Raw genomic sequence first — 18,539 nt, forward strand, 5'->3', positions numbered from 1 at the left:
AAATGGGAAACAACCATGACGATTTATTTTTTAGGCGGTGGCAATATGGCGCGCGCGATTATCGCAGGATTACGCGCCCAATCGCCCGATGACGCGATTTTTGTCGCCAATCGCAGCGCAGAAAAAAATGCGCGTTTGCAACAGGATTTTCATGTCGCCACCGATTTCAGGCTGCCTGAAACCTTGTCGCCCCAAGATGTGCTGATTTTAGCCGTAAAACCGCAAGACATGAAAGCCGCGCTGCAAAATGTGCGACACGGCGGTGCGTTGATTTTATCGCTGGCAGCAGGTTTGGCAGTGGACACGCTGGCAAATTGGCTTGGCACACACCGCATTGTCCGCGTGATGCCCAACACACCCTGTGCGGTGGGATTGGGCGTGTCGGGGCTGTTTGCGGCAGAGGGCATGAGTGCGTCTGATTGCGCGATTGCCGAAAAAATCATGGCAGCCTGTGGCGTAACCATTTGGTTAAACGATGAAAAAATGATGAACGCGATTACGGCAATTTCAGGCAGCGGCTCGGCATATGTGTTTTATTTGATGAATGCATTGCAGAAAGCAGCAGCAGGTTTGGGTTTTGCCGATGAGACGGCACGGACATTGGCGTTGAACACCTTTCGCGGTGCGGTGGCGTTGGCAGAACAGTCGGGCGAAGATTTTTTCATTTTACAGCAACAGGTTACATCAAAAGGCGGCACAACTTTCGCTGCGCTGACGAAATTTGAAGAATGTGGTGTGGCGGACGGTTTGACAGAAGGCGTTCATGCGGCAGCAACGCGGTCGGCTGAATTGGCGCAGATTTTGAAAGATTGATTTTCAGGCTACCTGAAAATGCTGTTTAGGCGCAAATCTTTGGGCATTCATTTTTTAGAAGTTAAGTTACCGAAGGCAGCAAAAGGCTGCCTGAAACTTTACGCTATAATTTCGCTTATTTTTTCACGGAAATCATCATGCAAATTTTAACCATTCTTGGCAGCACAGGCAGCATAGGCGTGTCCACCTTGGACGTGGTGGCACGACACCCCAACCGTTTTCGCATTTTCGCTTTGGCTGGACACACCCAAGTTGCCAAACTCGCCCAACAATGCCAGCAACATCGCCCCCAATTTGCGGTGGTTGCCGATGAACACCACGCGGCACAGTTGCGCGAATTGCTGTTGCAAATCAACAGCCCCACCCAAGTTTTGCACGGCAAACAAGCCCTGATTGATGTCGCCACCGCCACCGAAGTGTCGGGCGTGATGTGCGCGATTGTGGGTGCGGCAGGTTTGCCTTCGGCTTTGGCGGCGGCACAGGCTGGCAAAACCATTTATTTGGCAAATAAAGAAACGCTGGTTGTTTCAGGCAATTTATTCATGAATGCCGCCCAGCAAAACGGTGCAAAAGTCCTGCCCATAGACAGTGAACACAATGCGATTTTTCAGGTTTTGCCGCGCGATTTTTCAGGCAGCCTGAACGTGCATGGCATTGAATCCATTGTTTTAACGGCATCGGGTGGCGCGTTTTTGCACACCGATTTGGCGGATTTGCCCCACATCACACCAGCGCAAGCGGTCAAACACCCCAACTGGTCTATGGGTCAAAAAATCTCGGTGGATTCTGCCACCATGATGAACAAAGGCTTGGAATTGATTGAAGCCCACCATTTGTTCAACTGCCCACCCCAGCAACTGGAAGTGGTTATTCACCCACAATCCATCATACACAGCATGGTGCGCTATGCCGATGGCTCGGTGCTGGCGCAAATGGGCAAGCCCGATATGCGTACGCCCATTGCCTACTGTTTGGGGCTGCCTGAACGGATTGATTCGGGCGTGGGTAAATTGGATTTCAGCCAAATCAAAGCCTTAACTTTTGCCGAACCCGATTTTGTTCGTTTCCCCTGCCTGAAATTGGCGTATGACGCCATGTATGCGGGCGGCAGTGCGCCATGCGTACTCAACGCGGCAAATGAAGTGGCGGTTGCCGCCTTTTTGCGCGAACAAATCGGCTTTACCGACATTGCCAAATTGGTGGAACAAGCCTTGTCGCAGCACGTTTCAGGCAGCCTGAACAGCATAGACGATTTGCTGGATTTGGACGCAGCCGTGCGCCAAAGTACCGAAAACCTGATTGGGAAAATTTAGACAATCCCACCACAGGTTTTCAAACCCACACAAGGGCGGATTTCCTCTCCGCTCTTTTTTCAGGCAGCCTTTCGCGACCCTACAAAAAATGGATTTTGCCTTCGGAGACTTACTTTTTAAAAAAGTACACCTAGCGGTGGGCAACAGTCGCTCGCGCAGCGATACAGCGCAAATCCCAAACACACGCCATTTTATTTTTTTGTAGGGTCGTGAAAGGCAGCCAGCCCCCAATTTTCATGCAAAAAACTCATATAAACCTATGAATATTATCATTTTTAATATATAATCCACATTATTACCCACACGAAAGCACACCAAAATGACCACACTCAATATGCTTTTTTTAGTCATGGCTTTGCTGTTGTTTGTCAGCGTGATTGCCAGCCGATTGTCTGCCCGTTTGGGTATGCCCCTGCTGCTCGCCTTTTTGGGGGTGGGTATGCTCGCAGGCGAAGAAGGCTTTGGCATACAATTTAGCAATTACAACATCGCCAATTTGGTCAGCCAACTGGCTTTGGCAATCATTTTGCTCGACGGCGGCTTGCGTACCCAATTTGAAACCTTCCGCATTGCGCTCAAACCCGCCCTTGTATTGGCAAGTTGGGGGGTGCTTGCCAGCGTGGGCTTATTGGGTTTGTTTGCCACATTTTATTTGGGTGCCGACTGGAAAATGGCATTGCTGATGGCAGCCATTGTGGGTTCAACCGATGCGGCGGCGGTGTTTTCGCTGTTGCGCAACAGTGGCGTGCGGCTCAATGCGCGGATTCAAGCCACATTGGAACTGGAAAGCGGCTTAAACGACCCCATGGCAATTTTGTTGGTGAGCGTGTTAATTGGCATGATTATGCAGCCTGCCGAAACCACACTTGCCAGCACCTTGCTCATGCTGTTGAAACAAATGGGTTTGGGTTTGCTCTTTGGTGTGGCAGCGGGTCATGCTTTGGCGCATTTGTTGGCAAAAATCAAGCTGGCAGAAGGCTTGTATGCCATCATGATTGCCTCGGGCGGTTTATTGGTGTTTGCCGTGAGCAATTTGTTTGAAGGCAGTGGTTTTTTGGCGGTGTATTTGGTGGGCGTGTTTGTGGGCAATTTACGCAATGCCGCCACCCAACACGTTTTGAATGTGATGGACGGCTTGGCATGGCTGGCGCAAGCCGTGATGTTTTTGGTATTGGGTTTGCTGGTTACGCCGTCCAGCTTGTTGGGACAGGGCGCACACGCCTTGGTGATTGCCGCCTTTTTGATTTTTGTGGCGCGACCTTTGGCGGTGTACACCGCCATTAAGTGGTTTCACTATTCGGGTAAAGAATTGGCATACATCAGTTGGGTGGGTTTGCGCGGTGCTGTGCCGATTACTTTGGCGATTATGCCCTTGATGAATGGCATACCGCAGGCGCAATTATTGTTTGATGTGGCATTTGCGGTGGTGATTTTGTCTTTGTTGATACAAGGCACCACCATACCCTTTTTGGCGCGCAAATTGGGCATGGTGCTGCCCCCCAAGCCCGAACCTTTGGACAGCCGCGAAATTTGGTTGGGCAATCATTTGTCGGTGGGTTTGCAATCGTTTCAAGTTGCGCCCAATTCGCAAGCCGAAAACAGCCACCCCTACGCCATGACGCGCCTGAACGATTTTGCCGATGCGCGTTTGTTTGCCCTGATTCGCCACAATGAAACGATTACCGTAAACATGACCACCCAAATGCAGGCAGGCGATGTGGTGTGGTATGTGTTGCCGCAAAGCAAAGCCGATGAATTTGCCACCCAATTTGCCGATGTACGCAAACACCAAGACGAACAACAATTTTATGGCGAATTTGTGGTCAAACCCGATGCGAAAGTGGGCGAACTGGCATTTGCCTATGGTTTGAAACTGGGCGATGATATGGACGCAACGCGCAGTTTGGCATCGGTGTTCCGCGAGCGATTTGGCGATGTGCCTGTGGCTGGCGACCGCATTTTGATTGGCGATTTTCAAATTACGGTTAAAGAATTGGACGAACACAGCTACATCAAATGGCTGGGTTTGAAAATCCCCAATAAAAAGCAAAAATAAGGTTTCAGGCTGCCTGTTTTGCATTGCCACTCATCTGCCCCCTCCCCCTATATAACGTGAGCTCGGGGTAAGTAACTGTAAATTTGCCAACAAGCTGGCTTTCTCTCCCTGTGGGAAAGCGTTGGGCATACCCTCTCCCCCACCCTCTCCCACAGGGAGAGGGAGTAAAGTTACTTAAATTTATCAATTACTTTTATCCCGATTTCGCGTTATATAAGGGGGAGGGAATGGATTTCAGGCAGCTTTTAAAGATTGCTGGCGTGTACCACCACCCTTTTCTCAACCCCAACCTCAAAGGTTAAACAATCATGGAAAATCAAATCATTCAAGAACAAGAACTGATATTGTTGGAATCTGCCAACAAACAGCCGTTTTCAGATGGCATATTTTGGCTCAAACACGCTTGGCATTTAACCAAAGCGCGATTTTGGCGATGGATGTTGATTTCATTCATCATGAATTTGTGTATCACGGTGGTCAGCACCGCGCTTACCTTTTCCAGCGACAGCCTGATTTTGACAAATGTGGCACAAATATTGAGCGGCATGTTAAACGTTTTATTCACAGGCGGTTTGCTGCTGGGCATGGCGGCTTTGGCAGAAGGAGATGAATTGGAAGTCAATCATTTATTTGCCGCATTTCAACATAAATGGCAAGATTTGCTGATTTTAATCTTGTGTTTTATCCCCATTGTCTTGCTGTATATTTTGTTGATGGGGGGTGCATTTTTTGCCTTATTGGGTGGTGGCAACATCATGAGTAACGACATCAATACCAATAGCCTTATCATATTCATCATTTTCTTTGTGTTGTCGTATTTTTTCATGATGATGGTGGGCTTTTTCAGTATCCCCTTGGTGGTGCTGCACGATGTGAAACCGCTTACCGCCATCAAAATGAGCTTTTCAGGCAGCCTGAAAAACATCGCCCCCATGATTGCTTTGAATTTGGGTTTCTTTGTCATTGGTTTTGGCTTGGCTTTTATCTTGGGCATCTTGTTTAGCCTGCTCTCATTTGCATTAAATGATTCACTTGCTGGCATAACGGCTACAATCCTGACTATGGTACCCTTGTTCATCATCATGGCATTGCTTTTGCCGATTTTGAACGCGGGCGTCATATACACCGCCTACCGCAATGTGTGGACAAACTTGCCGATTGAATGACACCCTATCCCCATTTTTGAATGTTGCCACAAACCTGCCCCGCCAGCGTGGGCGGGGACAGATTACAGGCAGCCTGAAAACCCATTTTAAGGAAAAAATCATGACCCAAACCGTCAAATATTTAAAAGACTACACCGCCCCCACCCACCTTGTTCCCAAAACCGATTTGCTCTTTGAAATCAACGATGAACACACAGACGTGTTTGCCACGCTGCACATTGAGCCGCAAAATGGCGCAACCGAACTCATTTTGCAAGGCGATGTGAAACTCATCTCCATCAAAAAAAACGATGAAACGCTGCCTGAAACCGCCTATGCTCGCCAAGACGAAACACTAATTTTGCCGAATATGCCAACCGAGCCATTCACGCTGACCGTCCACACGCGCGTTGAGCCGAGCAAAAACAAATCTTTCAATGGCTTATACGAAAGCGGCGGCAATCTCTACACTCAATGCGAACCCGAAGGCTTCCGCAAAATCACTTTCCACCCCGACCGCCCCGATGTGATGGGCGAATTCACCACCGAAATTCGCGCCAATGCCGACAAATTCCCCGTTTTGCTGTCAAATGGCAACAAAATCCGTTCAGGCAGCCTGAACGATGGGCGACACTTTGCCGTGTGGCATGACCCTTTTGTCAAACCCACTTATTTGTTTGCCTTGGTGGCAGGCGATTTGGCTTTGACATCGGATTTTTTCATCACCCAAAGCGGTCGCCGCGTGGCAATTGAATTTTACACGCGCCAAGCCGATGCCCACCAAGTTGCCTTTGCCATTGAATCCTTAAAAAATTCAATGAAATGGGACGAAACACGCTTCGGTTTAGAATACGATTTGGACATTTACATGGTCGTGGCGGTGGGCGATTTCAATATGGGCGCAATGGAAAACAAAGGCTTAAACATTTTCAACACCAAATATGTGCTTGCCGACAGCCAAACCGCCACAGACGCCGATTTTGAAGGCGTAGAAGCCGTCATCGCCCACGAATATTTCCACAACTGGACAGGCAACCGTGTAACCTGCCGCGATTGGTTTCAACTTTCGCTCAAAGAAGGCTTGACCGTGTTCCGCGACCAAGAATTTTCAGGCGACCGCGCCAGCCGTGCCGTGCGCCGCATTGAAAACGTTAAATTATTGAGAACACACCAATTTGCCGAAGATGCCAGCCCCATGGCACACCCCGTCCGCCCCGCCAGCTATGTGGAAATGAACAATTTTTACACCATGACCGTGTACGAAAAAGGCGCGGAAGTCGTGCGCATGTACCACACTTTTTTGGGCGAAGACGGTTTCCAAAAGGGCATGAAATTGTATTTTGAACGCCATGACGGTCAAGCCGTAACCTGCGATGATTTCCGCGCGGCAATGGCAGACGCAAATGGCTTTGATTTTGAACAATTTGCCTTATGGTATTCGCAAGCGGGTACGCCCACGCTCCAAATTTCAGGGAACTACTCACCCAGCGAACAAAAATACATTTTAAAAATCAAGCAAACTTTGCCCGACACGCCCGATATGCCTGCTGCCGACAAAAAGCCGATGATGATGCCGATTAAAATCGCATTTTTTGATGAAAAAGGCACAAAAATCGCTTTCAGGCAGCCTGAAACCAATATTCCCTCTCCCTCTGGGAGAGGGTTAGGGAGAGGGGAAACCGATGACACGCAAACCCTCTCCCCAGCCCTCTCCCAAAGGGAGAGGGAGCAAACGGAAACCGTTTTAACCCTCAATCAAGCCGAGCAATCATTTGAATTTTTGATTGAAAACGCGCGCCAAGTTACGCCATCATTATTGCGCGGTTTTTCCGCGCCTGTACATTTGCAATTTGATTATACCAATGAACAACTTGCCTTACTTTTGGCGCACGATGACGATGAATTTGCCCGTTGGGAAGCAGGACAAACCCTGTTGCGCCGCGCCATTTTTGCCAACGAAACCGCATTGCAACAAGGCAATGATTTGCCACAAAACCCCTTGTTAATCCAAGCTTTACGCAATATCCTGAACGACAACAATCTGGACGCGGCATTCAAAGCCATGCTGTTGCAAGTGCCAGCCGAAGCCGAACTGTGGGGCGAACGCGACCACATCAACCCCATGCAAACCACCATGGCGCGTGAAGCCTTATTGGACGAAATCGCCCACGCTTTGCATGGCGAATTGTTGGCGACAGCACTGAATGCGCGTGAGCTGGAAAATGCCGACAAGCGCGGCAAAGAAATCGCATTTTATGAATACAATCCGAAAGATGCGGGACTTCGCGCCTTGCAATATGCGTGTTTCCCCTTGATTCATCGTTTTGACGAAGCGGCAACCATTGAGCAAGTATTTGAACATTATGATGAAATGGCACGTAAAAACATGACCCACGAATGGGGCGTGTTGTCGTCCATCAACAGCAATGCGAGCGCGAAACGCGATGAATTGTTGGCGCGATTTGCCGCGAAATTTGACCATCAAGCCCTTGTGATGGACAAATATTTTTCATTGATTGCGTGCAGTCGCAGGGCAGATACTTTGGCGCAGGTTCAGGCAGCCTTAAATCACCCACGTTTTGCTTTGGACAATCCGAATAAAGTCCGCGCCCTGATTGGCACATTTGCGCGAAATGTACCGCATTTTCATGCGCTTGACGGTTCAGGCTACGCTTTTGTGGCGCAACACATCAAAAAAATTGACGCATTCAATCCACAAGTGGCGGCAGGTTTGGCGCGCGCGTTTAATTTGTTGAAACGGATTGAGCCACAACGTCAAGCCTTAATGTGTGCGGAATTGGAGGCGATTGTGGCATTGCCCGCCTTATCCAAAGATGTGCGCGAGATTGTGGAAAAGATTTTGGCTTAATTTGATGTGAAATGGGTTTCAGGTAGCATGAAATTTTTGCAAAACGCAAAATAGTAGTAGGGTGGGTGCTTTCACCCACACAATTTCAATATGTCAAATCATTAAGCCATCATTTTCAGGCTGCCTGAAAGTAAATTTCAATGAAAAACAATAAGCAAGCGTAGGTTGGCTCTGAGAGCCGACCTACGCTTGCTTGTGGGTAAACGCTCATAATAGATTCTTCCAAATAAAAAAATAGTATCAAATTAAACCAATTGACAAGATTTCAGATTCCACTTATCTAACATATTTGCATGGATAAAAGCTTGACGAAGTTTTTCAGAGAAAAAATATGAACCTCTAAAGCTAGGGTCATGCCATATATCCACATCACATTCAAGAGCTGATTTATCAATTTCTAATAAATCGTGGTCTAAACAAAGATTATAGTCAGAATAGGATGGATAAGTTCCACTAGGAGAATAATGCAACTTATCGTGGGATTGTGGAATTTTGACATAATTTCTTATTTCACATAAATGAAAAAAATAAATAGTTCCTGAATATAATATCTCATCACTGAATACATCACGAATTTTTAAAGGAGTTAATGTACTATCGCCTAACTTAAATTGTTTTAAAATATTGGCACAGGCTTCATTGACAATGATAGCTCCACCAAGAGTTTGAAAAACATATTCGTGATAATCAGGAAGTTTCTTTTTATCATCTCCATCAACATATAAGCTATTCGGAAAAACTTTAAATTTTTCAAAGCTCTTTATTTGTAAGTCAAGTTCATAGCTATATTTACCCAATTCTTTTAATTTTTCACTTTTTTCTTTATTGGTTGAATCGGCATAATATTCTAATTGTGCCTTACGATAAGCTGGATAATTATGTAGTTTTGGAATATTCATACCAATAGTATAACTTTTTATATAAGCATAACTTGGGTATGATACCCATACATTTTGTTGATTATACATAAAGTTCTTTCATTATAAAATTTTAAACGGTCTATTGTACAGAACAATAGACCGCTTAACCTAAAAATATTTTATTGAATATCAATCTTTAATGAAAACTCACTTGGTGCGTACACGCTTTTTGAGTGGCTGATTGCCCATTTCTGCTCTGCGCTAAATCCAATGGTTTCCCCATCTTTCAAGACCAAACCTGAACTGATGATGTAACTGCACATACTGCTCAATGAAGCGTGTAATGTACCCATATTGATTTTGCTGTTTAAAATCTCCATTTCATCTTTGCCAAATTTCGCCATGCCCGATGTGTAAAGCTGGTTGCCCTGCTCATTTTGCCCCAAGCCCACATAAACCCAAATCATAATCGGAATTTCATTGTTAGGCAGGTATTCTTTCGCTACTTTCTGATAAAAATCAGCCGTATAAACCGTTCCCGAAGTGTAAACGCTGGTGGCATTTTCTTGTTTCAGGCAGCCTGAAACAATTTTGCTGTATAAGCTCATACCAGCTACTTCGCTGTTTTCGGCTTGGTTCATGACCGTAACCATCAAATGCGCTTTGTGGGCTTCGGCAGCAGCTACCGCATTCGGGCAATAGTAATTGCCTTTGGCGAATTGTATCGCTTCGCCATTGGGAATAGGGGCTGGCATCAGTGCAATCGCACACAAAAAATCGCCAATGTTCAGGATAAATGAATCCTGATGCTGCTCTACTTGGGCTGAAATCCCCCAGTCTGTTTTTAAATCGTTAATCAGTTTATGAATATCAAATTCATGGCTATTGAGCAAAACAAAACCGTTTTCTAACATCATGGTTTCCTTTATCTGTGTTCTTTGTTTCATGTGGAAGATTGGATTTCAGGCTGTCTGAATCCCAATCCCCTTATCCCAACAAAACCAGCACCGCCGCCGCCACGCCAATCAGCGCAATCATGCTGTCCACGCGGTCAAACACACCGCCGTGTCCAGGGAGCAAATTGCTGCTGTCTTTGATGTTTGCCACGCGCTTGAACCAGCTTTCCAGCAAATCGCCACCTATGCTCACAAAGGTCAATACCGTCATGGCAAACAGCGTGGTCAGCCAACCGCTTTCAAACCCAAACCAGCCCATGCCACGCGCCACGCTCGCATAAATCCACACCAAAACCAAGCCGCCCAATGCGCCTTCCCAGCTTTTTTTGGGGCTTAATGTGGGGGCGAGTTTGTGTTTGCCCCATTTGCGTCCCACAAAATACGCGCCCGAATCCGCCAGCCACACCACACACATCAGCGACAACAAAGGCACAGCCGACTCATCATCAGGTCGCAAAATCAGCAAACCATACCAAAATGGCATCATCATCAGCCAGCCCAGCAATAAAGTGCGCGTCCCCGCCCCTTGTAATTGCCATTTGAATGCCAACCATGCTGGCATCAACAACAACCAAAACGCCAACACCACCGCCCAAGCAAAAGGCGGTAACGCCCATTGTTCACAATACGCCATCAGCATAAACGCCGCCGTTGCCCCAATGTAGCCCACCTGCTGCTTGCCCGTAAACAACATCAAACGGCTGTATTCCCACAAAGCCAACAAAGCAATTAGCCCAGCAAACGCCGCCCAAATGCCCCCATTCGCCCAAAACAACATGCCCAACATGATGGGCAACAAAATCAATGCTGTGATAATTCTTTGTTTCATATTTAAAATCCGAAAAAGAACGCAATAATTTACCGCGCCCACAATCAAAAAAAGCAAATTATAGCGTTTCAGGCAGCTTTACGCATTTCAGGCTGCCTGAAAAAGGCGAAACTTGTTATAATTTTCGTCCAAAAACCAAAAAAAGATACAAAAATGCAAAAATTACGACATTTTCTATGCCTGTGCTGTGCGTGTATGGGTGTTCAGGCAGCCCTTGCCGCCGATATTGTGATTGATGCAGGACACGGCGGCAGAGACCCTGGCACAGTACGCACCTACAAAGGCAAATTGCACTTGGAAAAAACCTTTACCTTGGATATGTCCAAGCAATTACAACGCGAATTCAAGCAAAAAGGATACAGCGTAGCCATGACCCGCAGCGTGGACAAAACCGTCAGCTTGCAAGAGCGTTTGAATTATGCGCGCGCCCATTGCAAAAAGCTGTTTGTGTCGGTGCATGTGGACAGCGCACCCACGCCACGCGCTCATGGGGTCAATGCCTTTGCAGCAGGCAAAAACCACGAAATGGGCAAACGCAGTATGCACATTGCGCGTAACGTACAAAGCACCTTCAACCCCATACGCCCCGTGCGTAAAGAAAACTTTTTCGTGTTAAAAAACGCGAATTGCCCCACCTTGCTGGTGGAAATGGGCTACATCACCAACGACCGCGATTTAGAACGCCTGCTTAACCAAAAAGCGCGTGGCAAAATGGTCAGCACCTTGGGTCAAGTTTTGGACAAAAGCATCAAGCAGCAAGAGAAAAAAGCCAAAACCAAGCCCGCCACCCAAACCACCAAAGACAAAAACAGCACCAAAAAAAGCCCCTTGCGTCAAATTTAATTTCATTTAAAAACAACAAAATGAAATTATCGCAACAAAAAAATGCACAACAAGGCTTGCGCGGCAAACAGAATGGTGGTTTAATACGGTCTTTCGCTGCTACGGCAAAAGAAAAAACAGGAATCAGGGTGATTAGCTCAGTTGGTAGAGCGTCTGCCTTACAAGCAGAATGTCGGCGGTTCGACTCCGTCATCACCCACCACTTTTTGAATGCTTGGTTTTGCCGAGTGATTCATGCGCGGTGGTAGCTCAGTTGGTTAGAGTACTGGCCTGTCACGCCAGTGGTCGCGGGTTCGAGCCCCGTCCACCGCGCCATTTTAACGAAATCCCTTGATTGAACATCAAGGGATTTTTTGCGTTTGTTGTTCCAGCCATTTGCGGTTATGATATGGTTTTTGGGAAAGGGTGCTGCCTTGCTTGGCAGCAGTTTGTGTCCATCTCATTGCCCAATTTTTTTAAAATAAAGGAAAATCATGCAATGGCGATTATTGTGCTTGGCGGTGTGTTTATTGACCGCTTGCCAGCCTGAAAGCGTATCCCCACAAAAATCGGCATCGCCTGCGGTGTCGGCGGCTCGGTTGCCCAGCGATGTGGCTGGCAGCGATGTGCGACAAGAAAAAATGGGCGGCGATTTCACTTTGAGCAATGCTTTGGGGCAAGCATTTGCGTTGAGCAGCCTGAAAGGTAAGGTGGTGCTGTTGGCGTTTGGCTTTACGCATTGCCCCGATGTTTGCCCCAGCGAATTGCTGGTGTACAGCGAAGCCTTAAAACAGCTTGGGACGCAAGCCGATGATGTGGCGGTGGTGTTTGTGAGCATAGACCCGCAACGCGATACGCCTGATTTAATTGGGCGTTATGTGCAACAATTTCACCCCAAATTCATCGGCTTAACGGCAACAGGCAGCCAAGACCTTGAAAGTGTGAAAAAACAGTATCGCATTGTGGCGGCAAAAACCGAAGTGAAATCGGCAACGGCTTACAATATGGACCACACTTCGGGGGCGTATATTTTGGATAAACAGGGTAAGGTGGTGTTGTTTGAGCCTTATGGCTTGAACGCGACCCAAATTGCGGGCGATTTGCGCTCGGTATTGAAAGGTTTTGAAAAATGAATCATTTAACCATTGCTTTGTCAAAAGGGCGGATTTTTGATGAAACTTTGCCCTTGTTGGCGGCGGCAGACATTGTGCCTGCGGAAAACCCCGAATCATCGCGCAAATTGATTATTGAAACCAACCACGACAACATTCGTTTGGTGATTGTGCGTGCCAGCGATGTGCCAACTTATGTGCAATATGGTGCGGCGGATTTTGGCATTGCGGGCAAAGATGTGTTGATTGAACATGGTGGCGAAGGTTTGTATCAGCCATTGGATTTGAAAATTGCTGCCTGTAAAATGATGGTGGCGGTGCGTGAAGGCTTTGATTATCAGGCAGCCGCCCAAGCTGGTAGCCGTTTGCGCGTGGCAACGAAATACCCCAACATTGCGGCGGCGCATTTTGCGGCAAAAGGGGTGCATGTGGACATCATCAAATTGTATGGCTCTATGGAGCTTGCGCCTTTGGTGGGTTTGAGCGATGCGATTGTGGATTTGGTTTCCACAGGCAGTACTTTGCGGGCGAATCGTTTGCAAGCGGTTGAACACATTGTGGATATTTCCAGCCGTTTGGTGGTGAACAAGGCGGCGTTGAAAACGAAACACGATTTGATTGAGCCGATTATTCAAACCTTTGCCAAGGCGATTGTGTGAGATTTTCAGGCTGCCTTTCACTGCCCTACAAAAAGTTTTTTGCCTTCGGCGGCTTACTTGTTAAAAAAGTAAGCTGAACGGTTTCGTTTTACACAAACATTTCAGGCAGCCTGAAACGGTTTTTTCACATTTTTATTTTGAAGGAGCAAGAGAAATGACATCTTATTTATTGATTGATTTGGACAAATCCAGCGTAGGTTGTGTTGCGCCCACGGGCGAAACGCGCCAAGTGTTTTTGTTTGCCAAAAAGAAAAACAATCGCCAACTGGCACAGGCATTTGCGGCGGCACACCCACAAGTGGCTTTTGTGAAAGTGGGCAAAGATGAAAAATTGGCAGAAATTTTAAGCAATCAATTAAAAAAATTGCTTAAATCGCAACCCGAAGCGCGATTTTTGATTGATTCGCCACGCAAAAAAGTGGTCAAATTGGTGGACAAATTGCTCAATCGTTTTCCCGAAGCCAATGTGATGCTGCTGGACGTGGTTCAAAATGATGAAGAAAATGAATCAGATGAATCCGAAAATGACAAAAATCCCACCCATTCATCTGAACCCAAAAAAGAAACAAATCCCAGCCAAGGGCAATTCAATCCGCCATTGACCAAGCTGCCTGAAATGCAGCAGCCACAAAAAAATTCAGGCAGCAAAACCAAAAGCAAGCAGCCCAAAATTCCTGTGGCAAAAAAACCTTCGCTGCTGCCCAAAGAAAGCCCAAATTGGAAAAACAGTTTGTCAGAAAGCTCCATGTTGAAACAGCAAATTTTGTTGGATAAAGTGGCGAAAAATCATGATGATAAAGATGGCGATGAAACAGATGAGTCTGCTTTTGCGTATTTGCTTTCGCGTTTGAATGAGGCGATTGAGGTTTTGACCAAGGGCTATCCCAAGAAAAAAGAGCAGGTGTTGGGCGAATTGATGCAAGCCTTGCAAGTGAGCCACAGCGAAGCGGAAATGATGTTCAAAAATCTGGTCAGTAATGGCATGATGAAGCTGGAAAATGGCAATATGGTCAAAATCACCAATTTGATTCATTTGCTGAAATTGAAATAATTGGCTTGAAAAACAGGCAGTCTGAACGCATTTTCAGGCTGCCTGAAAACGCATTTCGCGTTAAAATAACGCTTTTTTTGCTTAATTTTTACCGAAAAACCAACCGTGAACCAACTTTCCCTTGATTTTGACGAACCCGCTTATCCCCGTTTTGATAAATTGCTCGGCACAGCCAATGCCGAGTTAATTTACATTTTGCAACAAGAACATGACCAGTTTTTGTACATTTGGGGCGAGCAGGGTTCTGGCAAAAGCCATATTTTGCAAGCATGGGTGGGACAGGCTTGGCAAAATGGCAGCCGCGCCGTTTACATTGATGCCGCGCAGCACACTTTGGGCGATGAAGTGATGCACGCCGATTATGTTGCCATAGACCAAATTGAAAAACTCAACCGCAAAGAACAAACTGTTTTGTTCAATTTATTCAATCAGTTCCGCAATACGCGCAGGGGGCATTTGCTGTTGAGTGCCGATGTGCCGCCTGTAAAATTGAACAGCAAATTGCGCGATGATTTGCGGACACGTTTGGCATATTGTTTGTCGTATGAAGTTAAATCTTTGAGTAAGCAGGAAAAAATTGACGCACTCAACAATATGGCAAAAACGCGCCAACTGAATATTGACCCCAGCATTTACGAATATTTATTGGAACATTGGCGGCAGGATATGGACAGTTTATTGTGTATGTTCAATGATTTAGCCAATTATTCCATCAATTTGGGCAAGCCGATTACCTTGCCCCTGTTGCGCAAACTGTTGAAAGAACAGGAACAACATTGATTTCAGGCTGCCTTACCGTACACGCCACAATGAAAGGTTTGCCTTCGGCAACTGAAAGTAAAATGCTGAACGGTTTGCGTTTTAAAAAACGTTTCAGGCAGCCTTTCAGTACACGACATTTTTTGATATTGCCACAAACCTACCCCCTCCCCCTATGTAAGGGGGAGGGCTGGGGTGGGGGTTAGAAACGCAACGAGCCACCCCCACCCTAACCCTCCCCCGCCAGCAGGGGAGGGGACAGGTTGCAGGCAGCCTGAAAGATTTTTGTCGTGTACTGAAAGGCAGCCTGAAAAGATTAAGCCATTGAATAAAATAGAAGTTATCTTTGTTTTTTGGTTTATTTGGCTTACTTTTTTAAAAAGTAAGTCGCCGAAGGCAAAAACTTTTTTTGGTGTCGTGAAAGGCTGCCTGAAACATTTTATAGGATAAGAACATGAAAAATTTAGCCATTTTTGATTTGGACCACACGCTCATCAACACCGACAGCGACAACGCTTTCCCCCAATTTTTGATTGAAAAAGGCTTGATGGACGCGGATTATGCGGCTGCCAAAAACGCGCAATTTTATCAAGATTACCAAAATGGCTGCCTGAATGTTGCCGATTTTGTGCGTTTTGCGATTGAGCCGATTAAGTCATTTTCAGCCAGCCAATTATCTGAATTACATCAAGAATTTACCCAAAAATACATCATGCCACACATCACACAAATGGCACAAATGCAGGTGCAAAGCCACCGCGAAGCAGGCGATGAATTGCTGGTGATTTCGTCCACCAACGAATTCATCATCACGCCCATTTGCCATTTGTTTGGCATTGAAAACATCATTGGCACAAAATTGGCGGTGGATTCAAATCATTGTTTTACAGGTGAAATTGTGGGAACGCCCAGTTTGCGCGAAGGCAAAATCACGCGCTTGGACGCATGGTTGGCAGCGCGTGGCGAAACGCGACAAAGCTATGACAAAATTTATTTTTACAGCGATTCCAAAAACGATTTGCCCTTGCTGGAACAGGTTTCCGACCCTGTGGCGGTGAATCCCGATGCGGTTTTGTTGGCTCACGCGCAAGAAAAAGGTTGGGCGATATTGCATTTTGCCTGATTCAAACGCCAAAAGCCGCCTAAAAAATTCATTTCAGGCGGCTTTTTATGCAAATAATTCATTAATTAAGGGCGTTGTTGCTCGGGTGGTAATTGCTCGGAAGTGCGCCCAAAACGGCGTTCGCGTTTGCCAAATGATTGAAATGCTTTGTCAATTTCATCATCTTTAAAATCGGGCCACAGCGTATCGGTAAAATAAAATTCCGCATAAGCCATTTGCCACAGCATAAAATTGCTGATGCGCGTTTCGCCACCTGTGCGTATGAACAAATCGGGTTCGGGCGCATCGGGCAACATCAATTTTGCTGACAAATCGCTTTCGGTGATTTCGGTTTTGCCTTCTTTGAGCAGGGCGTTGGCTGCCTGTAAAATGTCCCAGCGTCCACCATAATCGGCGGCGATGGTCAGGGTTAAGCCCGTGTTGTTTTCGGTTAATTTTTCTGCTGCAACAATGCTTTGCTGAATTTCTGCTGAAAAGCGGCTGCGGTCGCCAATCACTTTTAAGCGCAAACCGTTTTTGTGCATGGTTTGCACTTTTTTCTGCAAAGCCACCAAAAACAAGCCCATTAAAAACGACACTTCATCGGCAGGTCGCCGCCAATTTTCGGTGGAAAAGGCAAACACGGTCAAATATTGCACCCCTTTGGCGGCGCACACGCGGCACATGTTTTCCAACACGTCCAAGCCCTGCTTGTGTCCCATTACACGCGGTAAAAGGCGTTTTTTTGCCCAACGCCCGTTGCCGTCCATAATCACGGCAACGTGGCGTGGCACATCGGTATAATCCAGTATGGTTTGGGTGCTGCTGGGGCGTGTCATAATGCACTTTCTTAAATAAAAAAATCAAATTGATGAATATGGCTCATTCTTTTTCAGGCTGCCTTTCAGTACACGACAATTTTGGACGTTGCTATCCATCTAACCCCCTCCCCCGTCTGGCGGGGGAGGGCTGGGGTGGGGGTTAGAAACGCAACGTGCCACCCCCACCCTAACCCTCCCCCGCCAGACGGGGGAGGGAACAGATTTCAGGCAACCCAAAAGTTTTTGTCGTGTACTGAAAGGCAGCCTGAAATCACAATTTCAAACCTTTGTGCAAAGCCACCACGCCTGCGGTCAAATTGTGGTAATCCACTTGGTCAAAACCCGCGTCCAACATCATTTGTTTGAGTGTTTCTTGGTCGGGGTGCATGCGGATTGATTCGGCAAGATATTGATAACTATCGGCATCTTTGGCAATCAGCTTGCCCATAAGCGGCAGCAATTTAAATGAATAAGCATCATAAATGGGCGCAAGCGGTTCATAAACTTTGGAAAATTCCAACACCAAAAGTGTACCGCCCACTTTCAACACGCGGTGCATTTCGCGCAATGCCACATCTTTGTGGGTCATATTGCGTAAACCAAATGACACAGAAACCAAATCAAAGTAATTGTCTGGAAAGGGCAATTTTTCCGCATCGCACACGGCAACGGGCAAAATCATGCCTTCGTTGAGTAAGCGGTCGCGCCCCACGCTGAGCATGGAGGAATTGATGTCGGTCAGCCACACTTCGCCGTCTTTGCCCACGCGCTTTGCCCAGCCGCGCGACAAATCGCCTGTGCCACCTGCAATGTCCAGCACCTTGCCGCCTTTGGGAACGCGCGCGGTGTTGATGGTGAAGTGTTTCCACACGCGGTGTAAACCACCCGACATCACATCGTTCATGATGTCATAATTTTTGGCAACTGAATGAAAGACTTGGGCGACTTTGTGGGCTTTTTCGCTTTCGTTTACGGTTTGGAAACCAAAATGGGTTTGTTTGTCTTGTTCGGACATGATTTTCTTTCAAAATAAATGGTTTAAATGGTTTTCAGGCTGCCTGAATGCTTTTTAGCCGCATTGGGCTATGGCTTGCTCGGCGATTTTTTTCAATTTTTCATCGCGGATTTCGGTGTCGTTGAATTGCTGTACCACTTTTTGCCATTCTGCTGGGTTGGCATAGGCTTTTTCACTGGTATCGTAAACGCATTCGCAAGCCGATTGAATGTATGCCACTTGGCTATTGCCTGCTGCGGCTTTCAGGCAGCCTGAAACAAAATTGGCGCGTATTGGGTCGTGATTTTGTGCCGATTGTGGCTGTTGTTGGCATGCGGAAATCAACATAATCACCAAAAAATAATGTGCATTTTTCAT

The 18,539-nt window shown here is 46.7% G+C and carries 18 protein-coding genes and 2 tRNA genes; 13 read left to right on the forward strand and 7 right to left on the reverse strand.

The window, feature by feature from the left end:
* The first annotated feature begins 15 nt into the window (after nt 1-15).
* The 3 genes from proC to H3L97_RS03465 all read left to right on the forward strand — a co-directional run bounded on the left by proC (nt 16) and on the right by H3L97_RS03465 (nt 4,182).
* Nucleotides 16-813, forward strand: a complete 798-nt coding sequence (gene proC, locus H3L97_RS03455) for a pyrroline-5-carboxylate reductase (protein ID WP_097115034.1) — start codon at nt 16-18, stop codon at nt 811-813.
* Between the two features lie 137 nt (nt 814-950).
* On the forward strand, nt 951-2,126 hold the full coding sequence (gene ispC / locus H3L97_RS03460; protein ID WP_179655894.1) for a 1-deoxy-D-xylulose-5-phosphate reductoisomerase: 1,176 nt from the start codon (nt 951-953) through the stop codon (nt 2,124-2,126).
* Between the two features lie 319 nt (nt 2,127-2,445).
* Nucleotides 2,446-4,182: a potassium/proton antiporter gene (locus H3L97_RS03465; RefSeq protein ID WP_097115036.1), complete on the forward strand. Its 1,737-nt coding sequence runs from the start codon at nt 2,446-2,448 to the stop codon at nt 4,180-4,182.
* A 4-nt stretch (nt 4,183-4,186) separates the two neighbouring features.
* Here the strand turns inward: H3L97_RS03465 and H3L97_RS03470 are convergent, their stop codons facing one another.
* Nucleotides 4,187-4,369, reverse strand: a complete 183-nt coding sequence (locus H3L97_RS03470) for a hypothetical protein (protein WP_143269205.1) — start codon at nt 4,367-4,369, stop codon at nt 4,187-4,189.
* Between the two features lie 121 nt (nt 4,370-4,490).
* Here H3L97_RS03470 and H3L97_RS03475 point away from each other — a divergent pair, with 121 nt between their 5' ends.
* Nucleotides 4,491-5,348 carry a BPSS1780 family membrane protein gene (locus tag H3L97_RS03475; RefSeq protein ID WP_097115037.1) on the forward strand — a complete coding sequence of 286 codons (858 nt, stop codon included), beginning with the start codon at nt 4,491-4,493 and terminating at the stop codon, nt 5,346-5,348.
* Nucleotides 5,349-5,448: 100 nt separating this feature from the next.
* Nucleotides 5,449-8,196: an aminopeptidase N gene (gene pepN / locus H3L97_RS03480; protein ID WP_097115038.1), complete on the forward strand. Its 2,748-nt coding sequence runs from the start codon at nt 5,449-5,451 to the stop codon at nt 8,194-8,196.
* Between the two features lie 245 nt (nt 8,197-8,441).
* On the opposite strand, the gene H3L97_RS03485 is transcribed toward pepN, so the two are convergent.
* The 3 genes from H3L97_RS03485 to H3L97_RS03495 form a co-directional block, all read right to left on the reverse strand.
* A complete protein-coding gene (locus H3L97_RS03485) occupies nt 8,442-9,164 on the reverse strand; it encodes a hypothetical protein (RefSeq protein ID WP_097115039.1) in 723 nt (240 codons plus the stop codon).
* A gap of 71 nt (nt 9,165-9,235) precedes the next feature.
* Nucleotides 9,236-9,973: a DUF4261 domain-containing protein gene (locus H3L97_RS03490; protein ID WP_179655895.1), complete on the reverse strand. Its 738-nt coding sequence runs from the start codon at nt 9,971-9,973 to the stop codon at nt 9,236-9,238.
* A 70-nt stretch (nt 9,974-10,043) separates the two neighbouring features.
* Entirely contained in the window at nt 10,044-10,841 is a 798-nt protein-coding gene (locus tag H3L97_RS03495; RefSeq protein WP_097115049.1) for a phosphatidate cytidylyltransferase, read from the reverse strand.
* Between the two features lie 153 nt (nt 10,842-10,994).
* Here H3L97_RS03495 and H3L97_RS03500 point away from each other — a divergent pair, with 153 nt between their 5' ends.
* The 8 genes from H3L97_RS03500 (at nt 10,995) to H3L97_RS03535 (ending at nt 16,367) form a co-directional block, all read left to right on the forward strand.
* A complete protein-coding gene (locus H3L97_RS03500; RefSeq protein WP_097115041.1) occupies nt 10,995-11,684 on the forward strand; it encodes an N-acetylmuramoyl-L-alanine amidase in 690 nt (229 codons plus the stop codon).
* A gap of 126 nt (nt 11,685-11,810) precedes the next feature.
* Nucleotides 11,811-11,886, forward strand: a tRNA-Val gene (locus H3L97_RS03505).
* A 36-nt stretch (nt 11,887-11,922) separates the two neighbouring features.
* A tRNA-Asp gene (locus tag H3L97_RS03510) sits at nt 11,923-11,999 on the forward strand.
* Between the two features lie 158 nt (nt 12,000-12,157).
* Nucleotides 12,158-12,796, forward strand: coding sequence for an SCO family protein (locus H3L97_RS03515; RefSeq protein WP_097115042.1), 639 nt, complete (start codon nt 12,158-12,160; stop codon nt 12,794-12,796).
* On the forward strand, nt 12,793-13,434 hold the full coding sequence (gene hisG / locus H3L97_RS03520; RefSeq protein WP_097115043.1) for an ATP phosphoribosyltransferase: 642 nt from the start codon (nt 12,793-12,795) through the stop codon (nt 13,432-13,434). The genes H3L97_RS03515 and hisG overlap by 4 nt, the downstream gene beginning before the upstream one ends.
* Before the next feature lie 154 nt (nt 13,435-13,588).
* Complete coding sequence (locus tag H3L97_RS03525) at nt 13,589-14,485, forward strand: hypothetical protein (protein WP_097115044.1); 897 nt, start codon at nt 13,589-13,591, stop codon at nt 14,483-14,485.
* Nucleotides 14,486-14,590: 105 nt separating this feature from the next.
* Nucleotides 14,591-15,265 (forward strand): DnaA regulatory inactivator Hda, encoded by a 675-nt coding sequence (gene hda / locus H3L97_RS03530; RefSeq protein ID WP_097115045.1) that lies wholly within the window; start codon nt 14,591-14,593, stop codon nt 15,263-15,265.
* A 433-nt stretch (nt 15,266-15,698) separates the two neighbouring features.
* The gene (locus tag H3L97_RS03535; RefSeq protein WP_097115046.1) at nt 15,699-16,367 is read left to right on the forward strand and encodes a histidinol-phosphatase; all 669 of its coding nucleotides are present in this window, start codon (nt 15,699-15,701) and stop codon (nt 16,365-16,367) included.
* 65 nt (nt 16,368-16,432) lie between these two features.
* Here H3L97_RS03535 and uppS read toward each other — a convergent pair whose 3' ends face one another.
* From uppS to H3L97_RS03550, 3 genes are all read right to left on the reverse strand, one after another.
* Nucleotides 16,433-17,185 carry a polyprenyl diphosphate synthase gene (uppS, locus tag H3L97_RS03540; RefSeq protein ID WP_097115047.1) on the reverse strand — a complete coding sequence of 251 codons (753 nt, stop codon included), beginning with the start codon at nt 17,183-17,185 and terminating at the stop codon, nt 16,433-16,435.
* A 253-nt stretch (nt 17,186-17,438) separates the two neighbouring features.
* Nucleotides 17,439-18,182, reverse strand: coding sequence for a bifunctional demethylmenaquinone methyltransferase/2-methoxy-6-polyprenyl-1,4-benzoquinol methylase UbiE (gene ubiE, locus H3L97_RS03545; RefSeq protein WP_097115231.1), 744 nt, complete (start codon nt 18,180-18,182; stop codon nt 17,439-17,441).
* Nucleotides 18,183-18,236: 54 nt separating this feature from the next.
* Entirely contained in the window at nt 18,237-18,539 is a 303-nt protein-coding gene (locus H3L97_RS03550; protein ID WP_097115230.1) for a hypothetical protein, read from the reverse strand.

The organism is Alysiella filiformis (assembly GCF_014054525.1).
GTDB classification, from domain to species: Bacteria; Pseudomonadota; Gammaproteobacteria; order Burkholderiales; family Neisseriaceae; genus Simonsiella; species Simonsiella filiformis.

Bases quoted from the DNA above. Each gene is read 5' to 3' on its own strand.
- ubiE (WP_097115231.1), bottom strand. From the start codon at position 18,182: ATGTCCGAACAAGACAAACAAACCCATTTTGGTTTCCAAACCGTAAAC.
- H3L97_RS03515 (WP_097115042.1), top strand. From the start codon at position 12,158: ATGCAATGGCGATTATTGTGCTTGGCGGTGTGTTTATTGACCGCTTGC.
- H3L97_RS03500 (WP_097115041.1), top strand. From the start codon at position 10,995: ATGCAAAAATTACGACATTTTCTATGCCTGTGCTGTGCGTGTATGGGT.
- H3L97_RS03490 (WP_179655895.1), bottom strand. From the start codon at position 9,973: ATGATGTTAGAAAACGGTTTTGTTTTGCTCAATAGCCATGAATTTGAT.
- pepN (WP_097115038.1), top strand. From the start codon at position 5,449: ATGACCCAAACCGTCAAATATTTAAAAGACTACACCGCCCCCACCCAC.
- H3L97_RS03550 (WP_097115230.1), bottom strand. From the start codon at position 18,539: ATGAAAAATGCACATTATTTTTTGGTGATTATGTTGATTTCCGCATGC.
- uppS (WP_097115047.1), bottom strand. From the start codon at position 17,185: ATGACACGCCCCAGCAGCACCCAAACCATACTGGATTATACCGATGTG.
- hisG (WP_097115043.1), top strand. From the start codon at position 12,793: ATGAATCATTTAACCATTGCTTTGTCAAAAGGGCGGATTTTTGATGAA.
- ispC (WP_179655894.1), top strand. From the start codon at position 951: ATGCAAATTTTAACCATTCTTGGCAGCACAGGCAGCATAGGCGTGTCC.
- H3L97_RS03495 (WP_097115049.1), bottom strand. From the start codon at position 10,841: ATGAAACAAAGAATTATCACAGCATTGATTTTGTTGCCCATCATGTTG.
- H3L97_RS03465 (WP_097115036.1), top strand. From the start codon at position 2,446: ATGACCACACTCAATATGCTTTTTTTAGTCATGGCTTTGCTGTTGTTT.
- H3L97_RS03485 (WP_097115039.1), bottom strand. From the start codon at position 9,164: ATGTATAATCAACAAAATGTATGGGTATCATACCCAAGTTATGCTTAT.
- H3L97_RS03525 (WP_097115044.1), top strand. From the start codon at position 13,589: ATGACATCTTATTTATTGATTGATTTGGACAAATCCAGCGTAGGTTGT.
- H3L97_RS03535 (WP_097115046.1), top strand. From the start codon at position 15,699: ATGAAAAATTTAGCCATTTTTGATTTGGACCACACGCTCATCAACACC.
- H3L97_RS03475 (WP_097115037.1), top strand. From the start codon at position 4,491: ATGGAAAATCAAATCATTCAAGAACAAGAACTGATATTGTTGGAATCT.
- proC (WP_097115034.1), top strand. From the start codon at position 16: ATGACGATTTATTTTTTAGGCGGTGGCAATATGGCGCGCGCGATTATC.